Annotated in this window: 30 protein-coding genes and 4 tRNA genes; 21 read left to right on the top strand and 13 right to left on the bottom strand. The window is 73.1% G+C overall.

Annotation, left to right across the window (positions count from 1 at the left end):
- Window positions 1–8: 8 nt before the first annotated feature.
- Genes WCD58_RS03125 through WCD58_RS03080 form a run of 10 tightly spaced genes read left to right on the top strand, consistent with a single transcriptional unit; the run spans window position 9 to window position 4996 of the window.
- Window positions 9–419 (top strand): hypothetical protein, encoded by a 411-nt coding sequence (locus WCD58_RS03125; RefSeq protein WP_337699378.1) that lies wholly within the window; start codon window positions 9–11, stop codon window positions 417–419.
- Window positions 419–754, top strand: a complete 336-nt coding sequence (locus WCD58_RS03120) for a hypothetical protein (RefSeq protein ID WP_337699377.1) — start codon at window positions 419–421, stop codon at window positions 752–754. Before WCD58_RS03125 ends, WCD58_RS03120 begins: the two co-directional genes overlap by 1 nt.
- Window positions 755–757: 3 nt before the next feature.
- Window positions 758–1009 carry a hypothetical protein gene (locus tag WCD58_RS03115; RefSeq protein ID WP_337699375.1) on the top strand — a complete coding sequence of 84 codons (252 nt, stop codon included), beginning with the start codon at window positions 758–760 and terminating at the stop codon, window positions 1007–1009.
- Window positions 1009–1287: a hypothetical protein gene (locus WCD58_RS03110; RefSeq protein ID WP_337699373.1), complete on the top strand. Its 279-nt coding sequence runs from the start codon at window positions 1009–1011 to the stop codon at window positions 1285–1287. The genes WCD58_RS03115 and WCD58_RS03110 overlap by 1 nt, the downstream gene beginning before the upstream one ends.
- The gene (locus WCD58_RS03105) at window positions 1284–2774 is read left to right on the top strand and encodes an FtsK/SpoIIIE domain-containing protein (protein WP_337699371.1); all 1491 of its coding nucleotides are present in this window, start codon (window positions 1284–1286) and stop codon (window positions 2772–2774) included. Before WCD58_RS03110 ends, WCD58_RS03105 begins: the two co-directional genes overlap by 4 nt.
- Window positions 2771–3004 (top strand): hypothetical protein, encoded by a 234-nt coding sequence (locus tag WCD58_RS03100; protein WP_337699369.1) that lies wholly within the window; start codon window positions 2771–2773, stop codon window positions 3002–3004. The genes WCD58_RS03105 and WCD58_RS03100 overlap by 4 nt, the downstream gene beginning before the upstream one ends.
- Window positions 3001–3213, top strand: coding sequence for a hypothetical protein (locus tag WCD58_RS03095; RefSeq protein WP_337699367.1), 213 nt, complete (start codon window positions 3001–3003; stop codon window positions 3211–3213). Before WCD58_RS03100 ends, WCD58_RS03095 begins: the two co-directional genes overlap by 4 nt.
- Window positions 3210–3569, top strand: a complete 360-nt coding sequence (locus WCD58_RS03090) for a hypothetical protein (RefSeq protein WP_337699365.1) — start codon at window positions 3210–3212, stop codon at window positions 3567–3569. The genes WCD58_RS03095 and WCD58_RS03090 overlap by 4 nt, the downstream gene beginning before the upstream one ends.
- Before the next feature lie 3 nt (window positions 3570–3572).
- On the top strand, window positions 3573–3758 hold the full coding sequence (locus WCD58_RS03085) for an excisionase family DNA-binding protein (RefSeq protein WP_337699363.1): 186 nt from the start codon (window positions 3573–3575) through the stop codon (window positions 3756–3758).
- Complete coding sequence (locus tag WCD58_RS03080) at window positions 3758–4996, top strand: tyrosine-type recombinase/integrase (RefSeq protein ID WP_337699361.1); 1239 nt, start codon at window positions 3758–3760, stop codon at window positions 4994–4996. Before WCD58_RS03085 ends, WCD58_RS03080 begins: the two co-directional genes overlap by 1 nt.
- A 93-nt stretch (window positions 4997–5089) precedes the next feature.
- On the opposite strand, the gene WCD58_RS03075 is transcribed toward WCD58_RS03080, so the two are convergent.
- The 4 genes from WCD58_RS03075 to WCD58_RS03060 all read right to left on the bottom strand — a co-directional run bounded on the left by WCD58_RS03075 (window position 5090) and on the right by WCD58_RS03060 (window position 5898).
- Window positions 5090–5164 (bottom strand) — tRNA-Val (locus WCD58_RS03075).
- A 1-nt stretch (window position 5165) separates the two neighbouring features.
- A tRNA-Cys gene (locus WCD58_RS03070) sits at window positions 5166–5237 on the bottom strand.
- A 54-nt stretch (window positions 5238–5291) separates the two neighbouring features.
- Window positions 5292–5364: transfer RNA gene (locus WCD58_RS03065), tRNA-Gly, on the bottom strand.
- A gap of 108 nt (window positions 5365–5472) precedes the next feature.
- A complete protein-coding gene (locus WCD58_RS03060; protein WP_274279071.1) occupies window positions 5473–5898 on the bottom strand; it encodes an SsgA family sporulation/cell division regulator in 426 nt (141 codons plus the stop codon).
- A gap of 300 nt (window positions 5899–6198) precedes the next feature.
- Between WCD58_RS03060 and WCD58_RS03055 the strand changes: the two genes are divergently transcribed.
- From WCD58_RS03055 to WCD58_RS03040, 4 genes are all read left to right on the top strand, one after another.
- Window positions 6199–6771: a sigma-70 family RNA polymerase sigma factor gene (locus tag WCD58_RS03055; RefSeq protein WP_337699355.1), complete on the top strand. Its 573-nt coding sequence runs from the start codon at window positions 6199–6201 to the stop codon at window positions 6769–6771.
- A complete protein-coding gene (locus tag WCD58_RS03050; RefSeq protein ID WP_337699353.1) occupies window positions 6768–7634 on the top strand; it encodes an anti-sigma factor domain-containing protein in 867 nt (288 codons plus the stop codon). Before WCD58_RS03055 ends, WCD58_RS03050 begins: the two co-directional genes overlap by 4 nt.
- Window positions 7631–8113: a TIGR02611 family protein gene (locus tag WCD58_RS03045; protein ID WP_337699351.1), complete on the top strand. Its 483-nt coding sequence runs from the start codon at window positions 7631–7633 to the stop codon at window positions 8111–8113. Before WCD58_RS03050 ends, WCD58_RS03045 begins: the two co-directional genes overlap by 4 nt.
- 23 nt (window positions 8114–8136) lie before the next feature.
- Window positions 8137–8208 (top strand) — tRNA-Val (locus WCD58_RS03040).
- A gap of 51 nt (window positions 8209–8259) precedes the next feature.
- On the opposite strand, the gene WCD58_RS03035 is transcribed toward WCD58_RS03040, so the two are convergent.
- The gene (locus WCD58_RS03035; RefSeq protein WP_337699349.1) at window positions 8260–9135 is read right to left on the bottom strand and encodes an EthD domain-containing protein; all 876 of its coding nucleotides are present in this window, start codon (window positions 9133–9135) and stop codon (window positions 8260–8262) included.
- A 102-nt stretch (window positions 9136–9237) separates the two neighbouring features.
- A complete protein-coding gene (locus WCD58_RS03030) occupies window positions 9238–9930 on the bottom strand; it encodes a DUF899 domain-containing protein (RefSeq protein WP_337699347.1) in 693 nt (230 codons plus the stop codon).
- Between the two features lie 112 nt (window positions 9931–10042).
- On the opposite strand from WCD58_RS03030, the gene WCD58_RS03025 reads away from it, so the two are divergent.
- Complete coding sequence (locus tag WCD58_RS03025) at window positions 10043–10990, top strand: AraC family transcriptional regulator (RefSeq protein ID WP_337699345.1); 948 nt, start codon at window positions 10043–10045, stop codon at window positions 10988–10990.
- On the opposite strand, the gene WCD58_RS03020 is transcribed toward WCD58_RS03025, so the two are convergent.
- The 3 genes from WCD58_RS03020 to WCD58_RS03010 all read right to left on the bottom strand — a co-directional run bounded on the left by WCD58_RS03020 (window position 10985) and on the right by WCD58_RS03010 (window position 13037).
- The gene (locus tag WCD58_RS03020; protein ID WP_337699344.1) at window positions 10985–11800 is read right to left on the bottom strand and encodes an alpha/beta fold hydrolase; all 816 of its coding nucleotides are present in this window, start codon (window positions 11798–11800) and stop codon (window positions 10985–10987) included. The two genes, WCD58_RS03025 and WCD58_RS03020, sit on opposite strands and share 6 nt — an antisense overlap.
- 3 nt (window positions 11801–11803) lie before the next feature.
- Complete coding sequence (locus WCD58_RS03015) at window positions 11804–12232, bottom strand: ester cyclase (RefSeq protein WP_337699342.1); 429 nt, start codon at window positions 12230–12232, stop codon at window positions 11804–11806.
- Window positions 12233–12317: 85 nt separating this feature from the next.
- Complete coding sequence (locus WCD58_RS03010; protein WP_337699340.1) at window positions 12318–13037, bottom strand: winged helix-turn-helix transcriptional regulator; 720 nt, start codon at window positions 13035–13037, stop codon at window positions 12318–12320.
- 110 nt (window positions 13038–13147) lie between these two features.
- Between WCD58_RS03010 and WCD58_RS03005 the strand changes: the two genes are divergently transcribed.
- Window positions 13148–13597 carry a cupin domain-containing protein gene (locus WCD58_RS03005; protein ID WP_337699339.1) on the top strand — a complete coding sequence of 150 codons (450 nt, stop codon included), beginning with the start codon at window positions 13148–13150 and terminating at the stop codon, window positions 13595–13597.
- Here the strand turns inward: WCD58_RS03005 and WCD58_RS03000 are convergent.
- Window positions 13576–14157, bottom strand: a complete 582-nt coding sequence (locus WCD58_RS03000; RefSeq protein ID WP_337699337.1) for an HD domain-containing protein — start codon at window positions 14155–14157, stop codon at window positions 13576–13578. The genes WCD58_RS03005 and WCD58_RS03000 overlap by 22 nt on opposite strands.
- A gap of 171 nt (window positions 14158–14328) precedes the next feature.
- Here WCD58_RS03000 and WCD58_RS02995 point away from each other — a divergent pair, with 171 nt between their 5' ends.
- Window positions 14329–15774 carry an HNH endonuclease signature motif containing protein gene (locus WCD58_RS02995; protein ID WP_337699335.1) on the top strand — a complete coding sequence of 482 codons (1446 nt, stop codon included), beginning with the start codon at window positions 14329–14331 and terminating at the stop codon, window positions 15772–15774.
- Between the two features lie 267 nt (window positions 15775–16041).
- On the top strand, window positions 16042–16857 hold the full coding sequence (locus WCD58_RS02990; RefSeq protein ID WP_337699333.1) for a GAF and ANTAR domain-containing protein: 816 nt from the start codon (window positions 16042–16044) through the stop codon (window positions 16855–16857).
- Window positions 16858–16860: 3 nt separating this feature from the next.
- Here WCD58_RS02990 and WCD58_RS02985 read toward each other — a convergent pair whose 3' ends face one another.
- A complete protein-coding gene (locus tag WCD58_RS02985) occupies window positions 16861–17508 on the bottom strand; it encodes a VOC family protein (protein WP_337699331.1) in 648 nt (215 codons plus the stop codon).
- 84 nt (window positions 17509–17592) lie between these two features.
- Between WCD58_RS02985 and WCD58_RS02980 the strand changes: the two genes are divergently transcribed.
- Both WCD58_RS02980 and WCD58_RS02975 read left to right on the top strand, forming a co-directional pair.
- Window positions 17593–19161 (top strand): MFS transporter, encoded by a 1569-nt coding sequence (locus WCD58_RS02980; protein WP_337699329.1) that lies wholly within the window; start codon window positions 17593–17595, stop codon window positions 19159–19161.
- Window positions 19162–19208: 47 nt separating this feature from the next.
- Entirely contained in the window at window positions 19209–19430 is a 222-nt protein-coding gene (locus tag WCD58_RS02975) for a hypothetical protein (protein ID WP_337699327.1), read from the top strand.
- Here the strand turns inward: WCD58_RS02975 and WCD58_RS02970 are convergent.
- Entirely contained in the window at window positions 19427–19750 is a 324-nt protein-coding gene (locus WCD58_RS02970) for a MarR family transcriptional regulator (protein ID WP_373696176.1), read from the bottom strand. The genes WCD58_RS02975 and WCD58_RS02970 overlap by 4 nt on opposite strands.
- 312 nt (window positions 19751–20062) lie before the next feature.
- On the opposite strand from WCD58_RS02970, the gene WCD58_RS02965 reads away from it, so the two are divergent.
- A complete protein-coding gene (locus tag WCD58_RS02965; RefSeq protein ID WP_337699324.1) occupies window positions 20063–20734 on the top strand; it encodes a maleylpyruvate isomerase N-terminal domain-containing protein in 672 nt (223 codons plus the stop codon).
- Here the strand turns inward: WCD58_RS02965 and WCD58_RS02960 are convergent.
- Complete coding sequence (locus WCD58_RS02960) at window positions 20731–21561, bottom strand: hypothetical protein (protein WP_337699322.1); 831 nt, start codon at window positions 21559–21561, stop codon at window positions 20731–20733. The two genes, WCD58_RS02965 and WCD58_RS02960, sit on opposite strands and share 4 nt — an antisense overlap.
- Between the last annotated feature and the right edge of the window lie 10 nt (window positions 21562–21571).

Raw genomic sequence — 21571 nt, 5'->3', positions numbered from 1 at the left:
CACCCGCAATGTCATCGCTGCTCTATCAGCTGGAAGCACTCCTCGACTGCTCGCAGATCACTGTGGTGGCCACCGGCCACGTCGCCCCGGTCATGGCCTGGGAGGACACCCCCAACGGTCGCCGGATGGGGACGACTCCTGAGCTGGACCCGGAGTCGCAGGCTCCCTTCCAGGTGGCGGACCTGCTCATGCCCTTCGGGCGCGACGGCAAGCCGGAGCTGTTCGGCGTCCGGTTCGCCTCCCACGAGGTGCCGAAGCTCGATCCCTACTCGCCGGCCGAGGTCGTGGGCCTGCGGGTTCGGGTCAAGCGCCCGAAGGAGGGCCGGGGCGTCGAGGTCGCGTTCTCGGCGGACATGGTCCGCCCGGCCACCGGACCCCAGCGCCAGACCCGGCGCCCCGCCGAGGGCGAGGCCGCCTGATGCGTCCCTCCGGGGCGGCGGGCCCGACACACCACCTGCCCTGCGAGCGGCGCTCGGATGTCAACGACGGCCTGACGATCCACCGCCTGCGGCCCGTCGTCGAGAACGACGAGTTCGCTGGCTTCGTCCGTCGCGTCGTCACCGCCCACGGCCGTCGGGTCAGCTCCGGCGACGTCGAGGGACTGCGCGACCTGGCCGCTCTCGACCGCGCCGTCCAGGACGCCACCCGCACCGCGGTCCGTGGACTGCGTTCGGCGGGCTTCTCGTGGAGCGCGATCGGACGGCAGCTCGGCACAACCCGTCAGGCCGCCCACCAGCGGTGGGGAGGCGAGTAGGCCATGAGCCAGGCCATCTCACCGACAGCCCGACGGGCCATCGCCGGCCACAGCACGTGCCGCGACTGCGCCGGGGTCTACCCCCGCACCGAGGAGCACGCCGACACCCGCTGGTGCCCGTCGTGCATCACCCGGCACGTCGGGCGGTGCGTGGAGTGCCGCACGGGGTTCGACCTCGACGGCACGCACCGTCTCTGTCCGGCGTGCCGTGATCAGGTCGCGCTCTTCGAGATCGCGAGCGGGGGTGGCTCGTGATGGGCGCACCCGTCCAGGTCGACTCGTCGGCCTCGCTCGACCTGCTCGTCCTGACCTGCCGGGACGGCGACTGCCTGGAGCAGTGGAGCCCCGTCCCGATCTGCAAGGACGGACGCACGGTCGTCGCTTTGTCCATCGAGGTGTGCCCGCGCTGCGGGTCCTCGTCGTGGGAGGTCACCGAGGTGCAGGTCTCGGGCTCTCCCACGGCGCTGGCCCGCCGCCACCGCGCCGGCCGGCGCGCACACCGCTCGTCTCGTTCCGGGAGCTGTGACCGATGAGCGGCACCCTGTTCCGCGGCCAAGCCATCCGCCGCCACGCCGACGTCCAACGCACACAGATCATCCACGAACCGCCCACCCTCTCCGGGCGGGTCCTGACCGGGGCGCTGCGCCGAGCCCTGTGGGCCCTTCGCTGGGGCACGTGGGCGACGGTCATGGTCCTCTGGGCCGCCGTCTACATCCCGCCCGCCGGGCTCTTCACCGTAGTCGCCGCCCTGGCCCTGGTCCTCGGTGGCTGGTGGGCCCTCGCGCTCGTCAGCAGCCTCGCCGGGGCCGGCGTGTGGCTCTGGTCCCGCCGGTGGCCGCGCACCTGGCGGTGGGTCGAGTCCCGAGGCCGCCGGTTCTGGCGACGCATCCGCTACCGCTTCACCTGGGACGACGTCCTTGCCGCCTCCGGGATCAAGGCCACCGATGCCGCCCACCGCATCGTCGTGCCCCGCCTGCTCTGGGTCCGGCTCGGGGACCACGTCGACGAGCTGAGCGTCCAGCTCTGCCCCGGCATCACCCCCGACCGTCTCGCCGAGCAGGCCGACGCTCTGGCCTGCGAGTGGTGCGCCCTCGAGGTCCGCGTCACCCGCCACCCCCGCGCCGCCGGCTGGGTGCTGCTGCGCGTGGTCTACACCGACCCCCTCGCCGACCAGCCCGCGGACTCCACCCGCGATCAGGTCGACCTCGGCCGACTCACGCTCGGGCGTCGCGAGGACGGCCGGCCCTGGACGCTGCGCCTCCTCGGACGCCACCTGCTGATCGCTGGCTCGTCGGGGGCGGGCAAGGGCTCGGTCGTCACCGCGCTGCTCTGGGCGCTCGCACCGGCCATCCGTGACGGCTGGGTGCGGGTCATCGGGATCGACCCCAAGGGGGGCATGGAGTTCGGCATGTACCCCGGTCTGTTCCACATGCTGGCCATGGACTCCGAAGCCGAGCTCGTCGCCGCCCTCGAAGCCGCCGCCGCCCTCGCCGCCGGGCGCTGCGAGGCCCTGCGCGGACGAACCCGGCTGCACCGGCCCACTGTCGACGAGCCGCACTACTTCGTCATCGTCGACGAGGTCGCCTCGCTGACCGCCTACATCACCGACCGCGCGCTCAAGGACCGCGCCAAGGCCGCGCTGGCGGTGCTGCTGACCAAGGGCCGCGCGCCTGGCTTCTCGGTCGTCGGATGCGTCCAGGACCCCCGCAAGGAAGTCCTCGACCTGCGCAACCTGTTCACCGTCAAGGTCGGGCTGCGCCTCGACTCCGACACCGAAGTCGCCATGGTCCTGGGCGACAACGCCCACGACCGCGGCGCGCACTGCGAGCAGATCAACTCCCTGACCCCAGGGATCGGCTACGTCGTCGACGACGAGGACCGGCGCGACCCGGTCAAGGTCCGCGCCGAGTACCACGACGACGCCGAGATGAGCTGGCTGTCCGCGACCTACCCGAGCCCCACCCACGAGGACATCCCCGCCCTGGCCACCAAGGCCGGCAAGCGTCGGGATGCGTCATGACCGCCGGAGTCGCCGCCGCCCTGCTTACCGCGGACACCCCGCGGTGGCTGTTCTTCCTGATGGTCGGCCTCGTCGTCGCGGCCTACCTCCTGTGCGGCGTGCTCGTCCTCGGCTCCCGCTACCGGCGCGCCCGTCGCGAGCGCGCAGTCACGCCCGTCACGACCCGCACCCTCCCGCCGGCGCGAGCGCTCGTGATCACCGTCCCGGCTCCGAAGGAGACCTCCCGATGATCGCCGCGGTCATCATCGCTGCCCTGCTCACCGTCATCGCCGCCAACGCCCGAGCCGTCGGCGCTGCGGTCGTCCTCGGCGTCGTCACGGTCGCCCTGCTCGCGGTCGTGGCCCCCGACGTCGTCACCGGCACCGGCCACGTCCTCGCCGCCATCGCCGCCGGCATCGGCGACGCCCTCAGCCAGTCCACCAGTGGAGACGCCCGATGAACCAGCCCACCTACAGCCTCGCCGAAGCCCTCGCGGAGGCAACCGACATCGTCCGTGAGGAGCACGCCATGACCATGCAGCGCACGCCCTTCGAGGCCACCGACACCCACGACGCCATCGGCTACGTGATCACGATGATCGACCGCCACGGCGAAATCCTCGACTACTTCGCCACCGGCCTGCGCGCCAGCGACGGCGCCGGCTACGTCGACGACCAGGGCGGCGACCCGAACGTCACGTTGTGCCTGTCCCACCGGCACATCGAAGTCGCCCTCGGCCACCTGCGCGACGTGTTCGACCACCTCACCGCCGCGCAGAACAACCTCGGCCACCTCGGCCGGACCGAGAAGGACTGAACGATGGAAACGCTGACGTACAGCGTCGAAGAGATCGCCAAGCTCCTGCGCATCGCGCGGGGCGTCGCCTATCAGGGCGTTCGTGACGGCGAGATTCCTGCCGTGCGCATGGGCCGGCGCTGGCTCATCCCGCGCGACCGCTTCCACGCCTGGCTCAACGGTGAGACCGAGGACGGGGGAGAGGGCTGATGGGTTTCCTCAAGAAGACGCCCGCCGGCCACTGGCGAGCCAACTGGCGGGAGCCGAGCGGGCGCCAGCGCGCCAAGACCTTCCGGACCAAGAAGGAGGCGGCGGCCTTCCTCGCCGACACCGAGGCGTCCAAGACCCGGGGTACCTACGTGTCCCCGCACGCCGGCCGCACCCTCTTCGGTGATCACGCGCGTGAGTGGATGGCGACCTGGAACACCAGCGAGACCACCACGTCCCGCGACACGTCGGTGATGCGCACGCACGTGATGCCCCGCTGGGCGGACTGGCCGCTGGCCAAGATCGACCACCTCTCGGTGCAGCAATGGGTGACCGACCTCGGGCGCCGCCGCGGGCCGCACACGGTGTCCCGCTGCTATCTGCTGCTCATGGGTGTGCTGCGCTCGGCCGTCCGGAACCGACTCATCGCGACGAACCCGGGAGAGGACGTCAAGCTGCCGAAGGTCCGACGCAGCGACACCGACGAGCGGATCATCAGTCTCGCCGACCTGCGGGCGCTCCTTCCGGTCGTGCCCCCTCGTCACCGCGCGCTCATCGCGACGACCGCGGGAACGGGCTTGCGGTGGGGCGAGGCCATCGGGTTGCGGCGTGACGCCTTCGACCTGGAGCGGCCGGCGCTGACCGTGATCCGGACGGTCATCGAGGTCAACGGGCACACCTCGTTCAAGCCGTTCCCGAAGTCGAGTGCCGGGCGGCGGACCGTGCCCATACCGCGCTGGGTCATGCCGATCCTGCTCGATCACCTCGACCGGTGGCCGGCCGCGCTCAACGCGCCCGTCTTCGCCAACGAGGTCGGCGCTCCGCTGCGACGCAGCATGTTCCGCCGTCGGGTGTGGCGCCCGTCCCTGGTCCGGGCCGGACTACTCGGCACGGTCGATGCGGACGGTGAAGGCTTCGCGGCCATCTGGACGGACGAGACAGGGGAGGAGCACACGAAGACCGTGCCGACCCGCGCGGCTGCGGTCGCCCTCGTCGCCGAGCACCAGGCCGGCGGGCTCCGCTTCCACGATCTCCGCCACTCGTACGCCACCTGGCTCGTCGACGACGGCGTCCCGCCGAACATGGTCCAGCGCGTCCTCGGGCACGAGCGGTCGTCGACGACGATGGACCTCTACACCCGGCGCACCGACGACGCCGACCGCGTGCTCGACGCCCTGTCCGACGACGACGATGACGACCAGGGCGACGACGGCTCTGCGGACGTCCGGGAGCCGGAATGACGAACCGTGCTGACTTCTCGCTGACTTCTCGGTCCCGGAACACCAAAAAGCCCTGGCCGGTGACCTCTTGCGAGGTCCTGACCAGGGCTTTCGTGGTGGGCGATACTGGGATTGAACCAGTGACCCCTACCGTGTCAAGGTAGTGCTCTCCCACTGAGCTAATCGCCCGAGGCGCAGGCGGGAATCGAACCCGCGTACAGGGCTTTGCAGGCCCTTGCCTAAGCCACTCGGCCACTGCGCCAGGCTTCCGGAGGTCTTCCGGCTCACCGTGGAGAAGTAGGCGAGGAGCCTCCCGAGCGGACGACGGGACTCGAACCCGCGACCCTCACCTTGGCAAGGTGATGCGCTACCAACTGCGCTACGTCCGCGTGTGGCCGGCGGGTTTCGGAAGCCTTGCGGCTGTCCGGCCCGCCGTTGCCGACATGAAGAACACTACTGCATCGTGCGCCCCCCGCGTCGGCGGGGGGGGGGGCGTGTCAGCTCGGGTCGCTCGACAGCAGCAGGCCCAGGGCGTGCTCGAGGTCCAGCCAGTCGTCCTCGCAGCCGGGCGCGACGATCTCGTGGGTCCGGGTCAGGAACTCCGACACCTCGCGGCTCGCGGCGCGGAAGGTGGCGTGACCCGAGGGGGAGCTGAGCTCGATCTCGACGGACTCGGCGTCGCCGTCCGCCGGGCGGATACGGACGTCGCCGGCGCCGGCCGCACCGAGGAGTCCGTCGGTGAGGAGGTCGCGGGAGAAGACCCACTCCACCCATCCGGCGCGACCGGTACGGAACGCCGCCTGCACGGCGTACGGGTCGCGCGTGTCGTACCGCATCTCGACCTGGACGGGCACGGGCGGGTTCGGCGGACCGACGAGGTCGAAGACCGCCGTGGAGCGGATCGTCGTGTGGTCGTTGAGCATGAGGCTGCCTTTCGCACGCTGCTGTCGTCGGGGGAAACGACTGGCGGACGACCCTGTGACGCCGGTTCACCCGGCTCACGCACGCATCACACCGGACGAGCACTCGGATGAGCGCTTACCCGGTTCGGTTCCGTAACGAACCACCCTCCCCGGCCGGGCGTCCACCCCTGCCCCGGGAGCACTAGCCTGGCGCACGTCCTGCCCGGACACGCACCCGGAGGAGAGTGTCGACCAGTGACGGACGCGTCGCGCGGAGTCCCGGAGGCGACTCCGGAGAGTGACGACGACCCGGTTATTGGTGTGACCGACGCCACATTGCTCGAACGGATCGGCGAGCGCAGCGCGGAAGCCCTCGCGCAGCTCTACGACCGCTTCGGACGTCCCGCGTACTCGCTCGCCCGTCGTATCTGCGTGGACGAGTCGTTGGCGGAGGACGTCGTGCAGGAGGTTTTCCTCGTGGTGTGGCGCGATCCGGGCCGCTTCGACCCCGCCCGCGGTGCCGTGTCGAGCTGGCTCCTGACGCTCGTCCACCACCGGGCCGTCGACGCCGTGCGCCGCGAGGCGACCCGTCGCAGGCGCACCGCGCCGGCGGGCTCCGACGGCGAGGACTGGAACCTCCCGCCCGGGCCCGGCGCGGACCAGGCGGCACTGGGGGCGGTGGTCGCGGGCAAGGTCCGCGACGCGCTCACCGACCTGCCGCCCGAGCAGCGCGAGGCCCTGGCCCTCGCCTACTTCGGCGGCTACACGCAGCGGGAGGTGGCGAGCCTCGTCGGCGTCCCGCTGGGCACGGTCAAGTCCCGGATGTTCGCCGGGACGCAGAAGCTGCGGACCATCCTGGGCCCGCACGTCGAGGTGGAGGGGGAGGAGCGATGACCCACCGCGCCCCCGACTCGCACACCGGCGAGCACGACGCCCTCGCCGTCGGGTGGGCCCTGCACACCCTCGACTCCGACGAGGCCGCGGCCTTCGAGCCCCACCTGGAGACCTGCCCGACCTGTCGGCGGACGGTCGACGACACCGCCGCGATCCTCGGCGACATCGGCGGCGCCGTCGTCCCGGTCGACCCGCCGCCGCACCTGCGGCAGCGCCTGCTCGACGCCGTGGACGCGGAGTCGGGTCCGGGTGTCGACACCCCGGACGTCACCGGTACCGCCACCCCGGCCGCGACCGACGGCGAGCCGGCCGAGCCGGCGGCGGAACGCGACGCCACGGTCGTCCCCCTCGCGCCGCGCCGGCGCGCGACGCGGTGGATCGCGGCGGCGGCCGTCGTCCTCGTCGTCGCCGCCATCGGCGGGCTGACCGCCGCCAACCAGTCGTTGCGGGCCGAGCGCGACAGCGCCCAGGCCGCGGCCGCCGCCCAGGCCGAGCGCGAGGCCGCGGTCGCCGACGTCCTGCACGACGCCGGCACGCCCGGGGTGCCGCACGCGGTCCTCGCCGGGGCCCAGGGCGGGATCGTCGGCCTCGTCGTCGACGACGGCACCGGGCAGCGCGTGCTCACGACCGGGCTCGGTCCCAACGACACCGCCGACGAGACCTACGTCCTGTGGGGGCTCGCCGGGGGAACCCCGCAGCCGCTCGGGACGTTCGACGTCGGGGGCCCGGGTCCGGACGTCCGTTCCGTACCCTCGTCTCCCGAGGCGGCTCCGTTTGCCGGGTTCGCGGTGTCACTCGAGCCCGGCCGCACGGCGCCCGCCTCGCCGACCAGGGTCGTCGCGAGTGGGCAGGTGGGACGTTGAGCGAATCGGGCGAGCAGTCGACCGCGACCGCGCAGCAGGCTCCTCCCGACACCGTGACCCCGCCGCCGCGCCACCGCACCTTCCGCACCCGGCTGCGTCACTTCCGGGCCCGGGTGCGCGCCAAGCCGAAGACGAACAAGGCCTGGCGCCTCGGGATCGGGGTCCTCGGGACGATCGTGCTCATCCTCGGCGTGATCGCGATCCCGTACCCGGGTCCGGGCTGGCTGATCGTCTTCGCGGGTCTCGGCATCCTCGCGACCGAGTTCGCGTGGGCCGGCCGGCTCCTGCGCTTCGCGCGGCGCCACTACGACCGCTGGATGGCGTGGGTCGGCCGCCAGCACGTGATCGTCAAGTGCCTGCTCGGCCTGCTCACCTGCGCGGTCGTGCTCGCCACCCTGTGGCTGCTCGGCGCGCCCTACCTGGTGGCGAAGCTCGTCGGCCTCGGGCACTGGACCTGGCTGCAGAGCCCCTTCGTCTGATGGTCTAGGCTCGTAGGCGCTGCGGGCGATTAGCTCAGGGGGAGAGCGCTTCGTTCACACCGAAGAGGTCACTGGTTCGATCCCAGTATCGCCCACCGCAGGTCAGAGGCCCGATCCCGTGTCATGGGATCGGGCCTTCGCCGTTGTCAGGCCGGGAGCAGGCCGTCGTCCTGCACGAAGATCCGTGAGACCGCCGGGTTCATCTGGTTCTCCGCGTGCAGCTGGGTGATCAGGTCCGCGACCGTGACCCCGCGCAGCCCCGCGAGCGTGATGTGGCCGTCGTGACGGGTCGCGATGCAGCGCTCCACGAGCGGCGCGTGCACCGCCGCGCAGTGCTCGCGCACGCCGTCGGCGATCTTCACCCACGCGTCCGAGGCGACGAGCGCGTCGAGCGCCGCGGCGTCGGGGAACGCGACCTCCACGCACGCCTGGTACTGGCGGTCCAGCGGCTTCGACATGACCGTGCCCGGGTGGTCGAGGGACACCTCGATCTCCTCGAGCAGGTGCCGGCGCACCTTGCTCGCGTGCGCGGCGAGCGCCGGCGCGAGGTCGTCGGCCACCCACGCGCGGAACGTCGCGACGTCGACGTCGGGCCGGCGGCGCAGGAACACCAGGTGCCGCAGGAGGCCGTCGTGGCCGTCGGGCACCGGGTCGGTGGTGTCGACGAGCGTCTCGGAGTGGGTGCCGACGCTGGGGTAGGCGAGCATCTCGGAGAGGAAGTTGACGCCGTCGACCATCTGGTAGTGCGACGCGGCCTGGAACGTGGCGAGGTCGTCCATCGCGGCGAAGGTCGCCTCGGGCACGCCGTGGAACTCGTCGGCCTCGGCCGGCGCGGCCGACACCCCGTCGACGGCGGGCCACCGCGAGTCCGGGAACGACACGAGGTGGAGGAACACGCTGCGCAGACCGGGGTAGCGAGCGGGCAGGGTGACGTGCACGTCGAGCCAGTACCGGCGGAAGTCGGCGACGCTCATCGCCTCCTTCTTGCGCAGCGGCATGACGAGGGTGAGGGCATCGGCCATGGCGCACCTCCACGGTGACGGGGCTCACAACGTCACCAGGGGCGAGGGCCCCGACCAAGATCGCGTCCCGCTGACCGAGACGTGCGGGACCCGGCCGGGGCGTCAGGCGTACTCGTCGTGGCGCTCCGCGCGGTACGGCGGGAGCTGGGGCCGGCCTTCCGGCGTGTCCTCCCACGTCTCCTGGCGGCCGAGCGCGGTGAGGTCGAGCATCCCGAGCGTCGGCAGCATCGACTCCACGCCCCGGCCCGTGACGAAGTAGGTGCGGTAGACGCGGTCGTGGTCGTCGCGCAGGAAGACGTTGATCCCGAACATCTCGGGGACGTCGAAGTCGCGGCTGAAGTCGTCACCGACGAGCGTGTACCAGGGCGTGCCCTCCCAGCCCATGTGCTCCTTGAGCCGGGTGATCTGGTCCTGGCTCGCGGGCGACACCATCGCGAAGCTCGTGTCCCAGGCGTGGAGGTGGGCGAGGTGCGGGACGTGGTCGGCCAGGTACGAACAGCCCGGGCAGCCCTTGTCCGGCCAGCCGTTCACGTCGGAGTCGTAGAAGAAGCGGTAGACCAGCAGCTGGCGCCGCCCCTCGAACAGGTCGAGCAGGCCGACCTCGCCCGCCGCGCCGACGAAGCGGTAGTCCTTCTCGGCGCGGACCATCGGCATGCGGCGGCGCTGCGCGGCGAGGGCGTCGCCGGCGCGCGTGAACTCCTTCTCCTTGACCAGCATCGCCCGGTGCGCCTCGCGCCACTCCTCGGGCGACACCACGGGCGGCAGGGCGGAGTCGGGCAGGGGCAGCGACGTCATCGCGGGACCTCCTCGTCGATGGTGCGGAATCAGTACTGGACGATACTGAAGTAGTACTGAAACGCAACCGGGCCTGGACAACCGGTGGGCCGGGCGGTTCGATCCCGAAGGCATGGGAGCCACCCCGGCCGCGGACGGGTGGTCCACGGCCGCGGTGGATCAGGACCACGCCTTCGACTACTGGCGTGACCTCATCTGCGACGCCTTCGTGCAGCTCTCCGCGCGCCCGGTCCTCCCCGGCCCGTTCGCCGGCTCGATCGCACACCGCGCGCTCGGCGAGGTCGAGCTGTCGACGGTGACCGCCGACGCCCAGCGCGTCGACCGCACCCGCTCCCTCATCGCCCGCAGCCACGAGGACTACCTGCTGGCGAGCGTCCAGCTCGAGGGGTTCGGCGAGGTCTGCCAGGACGGGCGGGTGGCCGGGCTGCGGGCCGGGTCGATGGCGTTCTACGACAGCACGCGGCCCTACACGCTCGAGTTCGGCGACCACTTCCGCCAGCTCGTCGTCCAGGTGCCCCGCGCCGCGCTGCCGGTCGCGCGGGTCCGCGACGCGACGGCCGTCGCGCTCTGCGGGCCGGGGCCGGGGCGCCTGGTGACCGACTTCTTCGTCGGGCTCGCCCGCGAGGCGCAGGACGGGCACCCCGCGCCCGGGCTCGTCCCGCACGCCGTCGGCCTGTTCGAGTACGCCCTGGGCCTGGCCGGGTCGTCGGCGCCGGGTCCCGAGGTGACCGACGCCGCCGTGCGCCAGACCGTCCACCGCGCGATCGCCCGGATGGCGGGCGAGCCCGGCGTGAGCGCCGAGGACGTCGCGGCGGCCTGTCACGTGTCGCGCCGCACCCTGTTCCGCGTGCTCGCCGCCGAGGGCCGGTCCCTGCGCGAGCTGCTGCGCGACGAGCGGGTGCGACGCGCGCGGGTGGTGCTGCGCGCCGAGCCGCGCCTGCCGATCGCCGCGGTCGCCGGCCGGTGCGGCTTCGCCGGCGAGGCGCAGCTGCACCGCGCGTTCCGCGAGGTCGTGGGCGTGAGTCCGGGTTCGTATCGCGCGGGGTCCGGCGACTCATGACCGGGCGCCGAGGAACCGGATGACCTCGGACGTGACGAGGTCGGGCGCCGTGTCCATGGCCGTGTGCCCCTGACCGGGCAGGACGACGATCCGGGAGCCGGGCAGCGCACCGTCCACGGCCTCGGTCGCCCGGCGATAGGCGCGTGGGCTCTCGCTCCCGGCCAGCAGCAGCGTCGGGACCGCGAGGTCCCGGAAGCGCTCGGGGTCGAAGCGGTAGGTCTTCGCCGCGCGGAGCTCGCGCGGGATCGTGTGCGCCGCCGCGGTGCGTGCCCGCCACGCGGTCGGCTGCGATCTCCGGAACGCCGCCACCGCGTCCGGCGGGACCCCGGCGACCTCCCGCGCCGTCGTCGCCACGACCTCGTCCCGGTCGCCCGCCAGCAGCAAGGTCTCGAGCCGCTCGACCACCTCGAGCGGGTAGACCTCCGCGCCGTCGGTGTCGAAGGAGGGTTCGTAGAGGATCAGCGTCGCGATGCTGTGGCTGAGCCGGGCGGCCTCGAGTGTGCAGAGGGCCCCGTAGGAGTGCCCGAACACCGTGACCGGTTCCCCGAGCGCGTCCGCCACGGCGGTCACGTCCTCGAACTCCCGCTCCGGCGCGTACGTCGCCGCGTCACCGCTGTCACCACTGTCACCGCTGCTGCCGCGGCCGCGGCGGTCGACGGCGTGGACCGACCAGCGCTGCTCGAGTGCGGGCAGGACGGGAGCCCACCGGCTGTGGTCCGACGCCGTGCCGTGCACCAGCACGAGCGGCGGTCCGTCGCCACTGCGCCGGGACGCGATCGGCGTGCCGTCCCGGGAGCGGACCGGAGGCACGCCCTACCCCGGCAGCGGGACGGCGCCGAGCTGGACCAGGAGCCCCAGCATGTCGCTGGAGGTCCAGCGCTCGACGCAGCGGCCGTCGCGGAAGTGCAGGATCGTGATGCCCGGGAGTGCGATCTCGCGGCCGGTCGCGGGGATGCCCAGGAAGTCGCCGTCGTGGCGGCCCGTGAGCGTGAACCGGAGCGTCAGGCGGTCGCCGTCGCTCAGGATCTCGTGCAGTTCGATGTGGCTGTGCGAGAAGGAAGCGAGCAGTCCCTCGTAGAACGCCTGTGTGCCGTTCCTGTCCAGGGGCTCGGGCGTCAGTCCGTGATTCCGGATGTCGTCGGCGTACAGCTCGAGATACGTGGCGAGATCGCCGTCGTTCCAGCTCCGGATGGCCCGCGTGACCGCCTCCTCGTTGCGTGTTCCGGGCACGGTCGTGCTCATGGCGGTCCTCCTCGGTCGGAAATGTCGGAGAGCGGCAAGTTAGCGCGGTCGGGGTGGGCCGTGAACTCCTCTCCGGTCGCCGTCGCTAGTCGTCGTCGGGCGATTCCGAGGCGTGATGAGATGCGCGTTCGGCGGCGGTCCCCGGAACCGACGACGCGAACGGGCTGGGGCGAATCCACGTCGTGAACTCGCGGGTGAGCCCGGGCGGTCCGGCGAGGACGAGCCGGCCGCACCGGATCGCCTCGGGCCAGGCGGTCCGCGTCAGGTGGAGGTCGACGAGGCAGTCGGTGTCGTCGGTGGTGGCGACGACGTCCTCGACGTGACCCAGTCCGCGGGTGCACAGCTCCGGGAGCGGCCGCCGCAGGATGAGCCAGTACCGCTGGTCGGGGCGATCGCGCAGGTCGAAGCGCACGACGACCGTGCGGTCGGGGAGCCGGTCGACGTCGACGAGCTTGGTCGTCACCCACAGCACGTACGCCGGGTCGAGGTGGTGGGGTTCGATCTCCAGCCACCGCGCGCCCCAGTGGCCCATCGCGTCGCACACGGCCTTCAGTTCGCGGCCCTTCTCGGTGAGCCGGTAGGTCTTCCGTCCCGCGGGGCCCGGGTGGCACTCGAGGACGCCGTGGCGCTCGAGGGCCTCCAGTCGCTGGGCGAGGAGCGCGGTGGAGATCCCGGGGGCGCCCTGCCGGATCTCGGTGAACGTGCGGCACCCGACCAGCAGGTTGCGGATGATGATCGGCGTCCATCGTTCCGCGATCAATTCCGAGGTCCGGGCGATGGGACAGAACTGCCCGTAGGTGCGCACCCGTCGAGGGTCGACCTCCCGGTCGTGTCGCGGCAACTTCAGTTCCTGAGCGTGCGGCTCGGAGTCGGGGGAGGAGCATCGGACCGGAATCGCACGGAAAGGTGACGACCATGATCCTCCCCGGACACGCCCACACCGTCGGTCCCGCTGACGGCCGTCTCGTCGATCTCGGGATCATCCGGATGCGTGTGCTCGCGGCGGGTGATGCGGTCACCGGACGGGCCTTCACGCTCGCGGAATTCACCGGGGACGAAGGTCCGTGGAGCGTTCCGCACGTCCACCGTGGCATGGAGGAGTCGTTCTTCGTGCTCGACGGGGAGTTCACCTTCCGGGTCGGCGACGACGAGGTGACCGCCGGCCCGAACTCCTACGTCCTCGTCCCACGGCAGACCCCGCACGTGCTGGCGGCGGGCCCGGGCGGGGGGCGGTGCCTGTGCCTCATGGTGCCCGGAGGACACGAGGACATGTTCTTCGAGCTGGGGGACCTGGGGTTCGACAGCCTCCGCGACCCTGAGATCCGCGCGGCGATCTCCGCGCGCTACGACTCGGTGCCGGTCTGACCGAGGCCCCTCTGATCGAGGCCGGCGGCCTCGATCCGGGCCGTCGTGCGGGCGACGGCGGCCCGGAGCTCCGGTTCGCCACGGTCGAGGAAGGCCGTGACGACGTGGTCGGGGCCGTAGCGCCGGCGGATCTCGGCCCACCGCTCGTCCGGGGTGACCCGCCCGCCCTGCGGTCCGGTCACGGCGTCGCAGTACCAGAGGGCGTCGCGGGTCGGGCTCGCCTCGTCGCGGAAGCGCTCGAGGCCGCCGATGCCCCTCAGCTCGGCCTCGATCGCGGCGCCCGAGTGGTGTGCGACGAGGTCGACGACGCGGTCCTCGTAGCCGCGTGCGGCGAGGAACCGCGCCCCGTCCAGCGGGTGGAACCGCGTCCGCGCGACGACGGGCGAGTAGCCGATGTCGTGCAGCACCGCCGCCTGGATCAAGTCGTCGCGGTCGACCTCGGGCAGCGCCGAGATCCGCAGCGCCTCGCGGGCGACCGACTGCACGTGGCGCCAGCGGTCGGGGAAGTGCTCGGCGAGCACCGTCTCCGCGAGCGCCCGGGCGTCGGCGAACGACGGCACGGCGTGGACGGTACCCCTGCCTGCGCTGCGCGAGCGGCGCGCCCCGCATGATCATCGGGCTTCTGAGCTGTGGAAGGTGCTGGTCGCGGGGTTGCTGCGATGCCTCGGCGAGCTCATCCGTTGACGACGCGAGTGTCGCTGATGTCGCCGCCATGAGGTACTATCGAACACATGAGCGAATCGATGGGCGCGGCGGAGCGGGAGGTGTTCGACCGTGCCCGCGCCCACGTGATCGCTCAGCGGCGCGGCTACTACCAGCGGTTGCAGGACATCGCCGCGCTCGACGAGCTCGGCGCGGTCAGTTCCACGGGGTATCGCAGTCTGCCGAACCTGGTCGCCGATCTCGACAACGTGGATCATCCCGAGGCGAAGCGGCTGGTGGACGAGGCCGGCGACCTGTGCGCGCGGACCTCGCTGTCGGGCGAGGTGCTGCCCGCCCGGCTGCCGGCCACCGCGGACGCGCTCGCCGCCGGGTTGGTGGACCCGGCGCACGTGCGGATCGTGCGGGACACGGTGCGCCACCTGGCCGGGCTGATGACCCCGCCGCCGCCCGACGAGCTCGCCGGGGTCGAGCAGACGCTGGCGGACAAGGCGCAGCTGCTGCCGCCGAAGATGCTGCGCCGGCTCGCGAAAGCGTTCGTGGACTTCTACGACCCCGACGGGGCAGCACCTTCTGACGGGGAGGACGCCGGCGACGAGATGCACATGCTGCGCCGCAAAGACGGGTCGCTGGTGTTCAAGGGCCGGTTCGGGGATCCGCTCGAGGCCGAGAAGATGGTCGAGGTGGTCGGGGTGCTCTCGGCCCGCGCGGGCAGCGAGGACCAACGATCCCTGGCCCGACGCCAGGCCGACGCCCTCAAAGACCTCATCGACGACGCCCGCGGCCCCCACGGCATCGCCACCGACACCCGCCGCGGGGAGAACGACACCACCGACCCCGCGCGCACCGACACCGACACCGACGAACCGGCCGCCCACGAACCGGGCGCCGAGCCCGCCGAGGAGCCGGCCGCGGACGCCGACGAGCCGGGCGAGGGCCAGGCGCCGCTGGCGTTGATCCCCGAACCACGCCGCCCCGAGCCCGACACTCCCTCACCGGCAGGCCGGGGCTGGACCGAGCGGCCCGGGCGGGTCCTGCTCACCGTCACCATCGACCACCGCTGGCTCTGCGAAGCCCTGGCCGGCAAGGGGGGCTACGGGACGCTGGACTCCGGACACCACGTCGACGCCGCCACCATCCGCCGCTGGGCCTGCGACGCCGAGATCATCCCCATGATCCTCGGTAGCAAGTCCGAACCCCTCGACGTCGGAAGACGGCAACGCACCGCCCCCGACGCCATCCGCCGCGCCCTCAACCACCGCGACGGCGGCTGCGCCTTCCCCGGCTGCGACCGCCGACCCCGCCGCTGCCAGGCCCACCACGTCCGCCACTGGTACCCCGACGGCGACACGGCCCTGGACAACATGTGCCTGCTCTGCCGCTACCACCACCAGCTCGTCCACCACGGCCACTGGACCATCGAGATGATCAACGGCCGGGCGTGGTTCACCCCACCCTGGTACATCGACACCGACCGACGACCCCGCCCCGGAGGACGCCCCCGCGCCCCCACCTAGGCGCCGTCGCCACCCGTACGGCGGTCACCGCGGCCGACGTCGTGTCCCGCGGCGCCGACGCACGCGGCTCTGATTAGTATTCCCGGGCCGCGGTCGAACAGACGGCCGCTTCGTGGATCGGGGCGCCGGCCCGTCGCCGTGCGCTCGCCAGGTCCGTCCGATGTGCGTGACCGCTCGCACCCATGTCCGGGGTGGGAGTGGACGGTCGTGCGCTCGGAGGACCTGCTGGACGGCCTCTCCCGTGCTGCCCCGAGTCTCGTAGCGACCGTGAAGGTGGGAGAACGCGTGCACCCGGGCAAGGCCGAGCAGCTCGTCGTCGCTCTGCGCAAGGCAGCCCAGACCCTGCTCGAACGACGAAGCATCCGAGATCTCCAGCAGACGCTCTCGGAGATCGTCGCCGCCGCCGTCGAGACGGTGCCCGGCGCGACGGCCGGGGGCATCTCGGTGAGCGAGGACGGGATCGTCGACACCCGCAACCCCACGAGCCGCGGCATCTCCGAGCTCGACCGGCTGCAGGGCGAGCTGCACGAGGGGCCGAGCATCACCGCGATGGAGAGCCCGACCGAGGACGGGGTCGTCCTCGCCGGGGACCTCGGCGGGCCCGACGGCGAGCGGTGGCCCCGGTTCGCGCCGGCGGCGGTCGCGGCGGGCTACCGGTCGATGCTGTCCGCCCAGCTCGCGACGGCGGGCCCGATGCGGGCGTCGCTCAACCTCTACGCCGCCGAGCCCGACGTCTTCGACCTCGAGGCGCGCCTGACCGCCGGGCTCTTCGGGGTGCAGGCCGCCATGCTCCTGCACGGCAGCGAGCAGGCCGTCCACCTCGGCCGGGCGGTCGACAGTCGCGACGTCATCGGCCAGGCCAAGGGCATCCTCATGGAGCGCTTCGTCGTCGACGAGACCGAGGCGTTCCAGATGCTGGTCGAGTCGTCCCAGAGCACGAACCTCAAGCTGGTCGACGTCGCGCGGTGGCTCGTCGGGGAGGTCAACCGGCGCCGGGCCCGCCGCGCGTCCACCGACGGGGCGAAGGTCGACGGCGCGCGCATCGACGCCGCGGCGTCCGAGCTGTTCCCGCCCGAGCGCTGACGCTCACCCGAGCACGACGGACCCGGCCGGGGTCCGGAGCTCGGCCCGTAGGGTCGGCGGACCGTCGGCCACCGTCACGCTCCCCGAGAGCCCCAGCGCCGCGAGCCGCCGGCGCAGGGCGGGGGCGTCCGGTGTCGCCAGGACGAGGCGTTCCAGTCGGACGCCGACGTCCTCGAGCCCGTCGGTGGGGTGCGCGCCGGGGGAGTCCCAGGCGATCAGCGAGGGCACGAGCCCGCCGCCGTCGCCGGGCAGCGACCCGTCCGCCGGCACGGTCACCGTCCACAACAGCGCGTCGCGCGACAGCCGGAGGCGCTCGCCGTGGTCGTCGGGACCCGGCGGCAGCACCGTCGGACGTGCCACCCAGTGCAGCAGCCGCGGGCCGTCGACGAGGCGTGCCCGGACGGCGGCGGTGTCGAGCCCGAACCATCGCGGCCGGTCGGGCGGCGGCGCCTCGGGGTCGACGGCGATCAGCTCGAGGTAGGTGCTGCCACCGAGCGCCAGCAGGGCGTTGTGGGTGCCGAACGCGGCGTGCCGGCCGCCGGCCGCGAGCCGGACCCCGAGCTGCGCCTCGAGGGCCGGGACGCCCTGCGCGAGGTCCTGGGCGGCGACGATGAGGTGGTCGACGGCGGGCGCGGGGGGCGCGGGGGACACAGCGACGACCGTACCGAGCAGATGAAGTACGAATACAGAATCGATAAGTTGTTTTCTAGGACTTACCGCTGCTAGCGTGCCTCCATGACTTCCCCCGCGACCACCGGACGCCGCGCGTGGATCGGGCTCGCCGTCCTGGCGCTGCCGACGCTGCTGCTCTCGCTCGACATGAGCGTGCTGTACCTGGCGCTCCCCGCCCTGTCCGCGGACCTCGGCCTCGGGCCGACCGCGCAGCTCTGGGCGATGGACGTCTACGGCTTCATGATCGCCGGCTTCCTCGTCACGATGGGCACGCTGGGCGACCGCATCGGCCGCCGCCGGCTCCTGCTCATCGGGGGTGCGGCGTTCGGGGTCGCGTCGGTGGCGGCGGCGTTCTCGACCGGGCCGGCGATGCTGATCGCGACGCGCGCGCTGCTCGGCGTCGCCGGCGCGACGCTGATGCCCTCGACGCTCGGCCTGATCCGCACGATGTTCCCCGACCCCCGGGCCCGCGGCACCGCCATCTCGATCTGGATGAGCTGCTTCATGGGCGGGATGACGGTCGGCCCCCTGGTCGGCGGGGCGCTGCTCGAGGCGTTCTGGTGGGGCGCGGCCTTCCTCATGGGTGTGCCGGTGATGGTGCTGCTGCTGGTGGTCGGCCCGATCCTGCTGCCCGAGTCGCGTGACGCGTCCGCCGGGCGCCTCGACCTCGCCAGCGTCGCGCTCTCGCTGGGCGCGGTGCTGCCGGTGGTGCACGGGCTCAAGTCGCTGGCGGCGTCGGGACCCGAGCCCGGTGCCCTCGTGGCGCTGGCCGTCGGGATCGGGCTCGGCGCGCTGTTCGTGCGCCGCCAGCTGCGTCTCGACGACCCGCTGCTCGACCTGCGACTGTTCCGCCACCGCGCCCCGGCCGGCGCGCTGGGCATCAACCTGGGCGGCGGCGTCGTCATGGCCGGCACGTTCCTGCTGCTGACGCTCTACCTGCAGCTCGTCGCCGGCCTGTCGGTGCTCACGGTCGGCCTGGTGCTCGCGCCCCTGCAGGCCGCGATGGTGGCGGCCTCCCTGCTCGCCCCGCGCCTCGCCCGCACGATCCGCCCGGCCCGCGTGACGGCGGCCGGCCTCGTCGTCGGCGGGGTGGGCCTCGCGGTGGTCGGCCTGCTCGGCGCCGGGGCCGGCGGCGGCACGGTCGTCCTGCTCGCGGGCTTCCTGCTCGCCTCGGTCGGCATCGCGCTGCCCACCGCGCTCGGCACCGACCTGCTCGTCGGCTCGGTGCCCGAGGAGAAGGCGGGCTCGGCGGGCGCGCTCTCGGAGACCAGCGGCGAGCTGGGCATCGCGCTCGGTGTCGCGACGCTCGGGAGCCTGGCGACGGCCGTCTACCGGGACACGCTGGTGATCCCGGCCGGCACGCCGGCCCCGCTCGCGGACGCGGCGCGCGCCGGCATCACCGAGGTCGCCGCGGCCGGTCCGGCGCCCGCGCTGGCGGGTGCGGTCGAGTCGGCGTTCACCGCGGGGCTCGGCGTGGCCGCCACGGTCGGCGCCGTCGTCTTCGCCGCGCTCGCGGTGGTCGCCACCGTCGCCTTCCGCCACGTCCCGGTCACCGCGGCATCCGGCGAGACAACCGGCGAGGCCGCCGAGAATGCCCCGGCGCAGGCAAGTCCCGAGCCCGCCCTGGCGTGAGGACGGCCGCGCACCGACGGCACGGCGGCACCGGCTACGGTGCCGCCATGCCGGGCTTCAGTTGGCCGCCGCGCGACACCGACCGCAACCGGTTCCTGTGCCGCCTGCAGGTCGTGCTCTACGCGCTGGTCACCCTGTACTTCGGCGCGTTCGCGATCGCCACCGGCGCGCTGCTGCCGTGGACGATCTTCACGCTGGCCCTGGCCGCGACGCTCGTGACGGGCGTCGCGCTGATGCTCATGCGCAGCCGGCGGGAGCGGGAGGGCTAGCTCGCCGACCCCGTCGCGACGGTCTCCCAGCGGCGGGACAGGGCGTCGAGGCGCTCGAGGAGCTCGCCGAGCCCGCTGGCGTGCTCGGCCATGAGCTCGTCCTCGAGCGCGCTCACCCGGTCGCGGAGGCGCTGGAGGGCGACGCGGCCCTCGTCGGTGAGCCCGAGCAGCTTGCGGCGGCCGTCGGCCGGGGCCTGGGTGCGTTCGATGAGCCCGCGGTCCTCGAGACGGCGGCAGACGTCGGCCATCGTCGAGCGATCGAGCGCGACCGTGTGGGCGAGCGAGCCCTGGTCGAGTCTCGGGTGGGCATCCACCGTCACCAGAACGGCGTATTGCGGACCGGTCAGCACCGGGTCCACTCGACGGGCCCAGGCGGCGATGTAGGCCTGGTGCAGGCGGCGGGCCAGATATCCGGGCGCTTGGCGTATGACTGCTGGAGTGGCCGGGCCACCCTCCGAGTTCGTCGCGTCCCCCTCGCGTGACATTCGCCTACTGTGACACAACTCGGTGACGCACAACGCATTACCGGCGGTCACGAGACTGACAAACGGTCGTGTGACGCGCTCACCGGGGCGCGCGGTCGGTTCTTCGTACAGTGAGCGAACGTCCGGGCACGGTGGGATGGTCGTTCCGTGGACGAGATCGCGGAGTGGAGTCGTGCGCAACAGCGAGTGATCGCGCTGGTCACGGGCGTGTCGGCGGACCGGGCGGAGACGACGGTGCCCGCCTGCCCGGACTGGACGGTGCGGGATCTGCTCTCGCACATGGTCGGTCTGGGGGCCGACGTCCTCGCCGGCGACGAGCCCGACGACCACAACGAGGAGTGGACCGCGCGGCAGGTCGACGCCCGCCGCGGGCGTGACGTGGGGGCGCTCGTCGCGGAGTGGGAGGTCGTCGCGGAGCCGCTGCGCACCTGGATGGCCGAGCACGGCACGCGCCCGCTCGGGGACGTGACGATCCACGAGCAGGACCTGCGGGGCGCGCTCGAGGAGCCCGGGGGCCGCGACACCCCGGCGATGGCGGCGCTGCGCGACCGCTTCGTCGGCCGCTTCGCCCCGCGACTCGACCCGGGTCTGCCGCCGATCGCGCTCGTGGGGGAGCAGTGGTCGTGGTGCTCGGACGGGGAGCCCGCCGACGCGGCCGTCGAGGTCCGCGCGTCGGACTTCGACCTCGCCCGCGCGCTGATGGCCCGGCGCTCCGCGTCGCAGCTGCGCGCGTGGACCGTCCGCGGCGACGTCGAGCCCTACCTCGCGGCGTTCGCGACGCTCGGCCCGCTGCCCGACGAGGACCTCACCGACGGTTAGCGCCGGGGCATCTGGCTCGGGAACAGCAGGCGCACGTCGTCGAGGGTCACCAGCCGCAGGTGGATGACCTGCTCGACGACCGCGATCCGCCAGCCCCGGGTCTTGTCGTTGAGCCGCACGCCGCGCAGCCAGCGCTGGGCGTGCCGGAAGGCCTCGCTCTGGGTCTTCGGGCTCGGGGCGGGCCGGCCCTCCGCGCGGTGCCAGTCGGCGATCTGCTCGGCGTCGCCGTGCACGTCACGCGGAAAGCTCCCGTGCCCCGCGGCCGCCGCCGCGATGAGGGTGGGGCCGCACGCGGCGACCAGCACCGACCACCACGTCTCCGCGGTCGGCAGGGACGTGTCGATCGTGCGCCCGCCGGCCAGCCCGCCGCTGGTGGACGGCCCGGCGCCCGCGGAGGGCGCGAAGCGCAGCAGCGCCAGGGTCAGCTCCTGGCCGTCGGGGAACCACAGGCCCAGCGAGGAGCGGTCGTCGCGCACGAGCAGGCCGTTGCCGCCCCGGATGCGGTCCTTCCCCGGTACGCCGGGCACGAACAGCGTCAGCAGGGCGCCGTGGCGCTGGCGGTTGATGATCAGGTAGGCGTCGTCGCGCACCTCGATCTCGGCGGCCAGCCGCGAGACCCGGTCGTCGGGGACCGGCACGTGACGCGACCCGCCCACCCCCGTGCGGCCGGTCGCGTCGCCGCGCCCGAGGGTGATCCGCTCGCCCCATGGCACCGACTGGGTGTGCTCGGTGCGGACGTCGAGGACGGCGAGGCCGCCGACGGGCAGGCGGGGTGCGGGCGCCTGGGGAGGTCCGGAACGGGGCGGGCGGGCAGCGGGTCGCGTCACGCCACCTCCC

The sequence above is a fragment of the Actinomycetospora flava genome, assembly GCF_037400335.1.
Lineage (GTDB): Bacteria > Actinomycetota > Actinomycetes > Mycobacteriales > Pseudonocardiaceae > Actinomycetospora > Actinomycetospora flava.
This window is presented reverse-complemented; position numbering and strand designations above follow the sequence as displayed.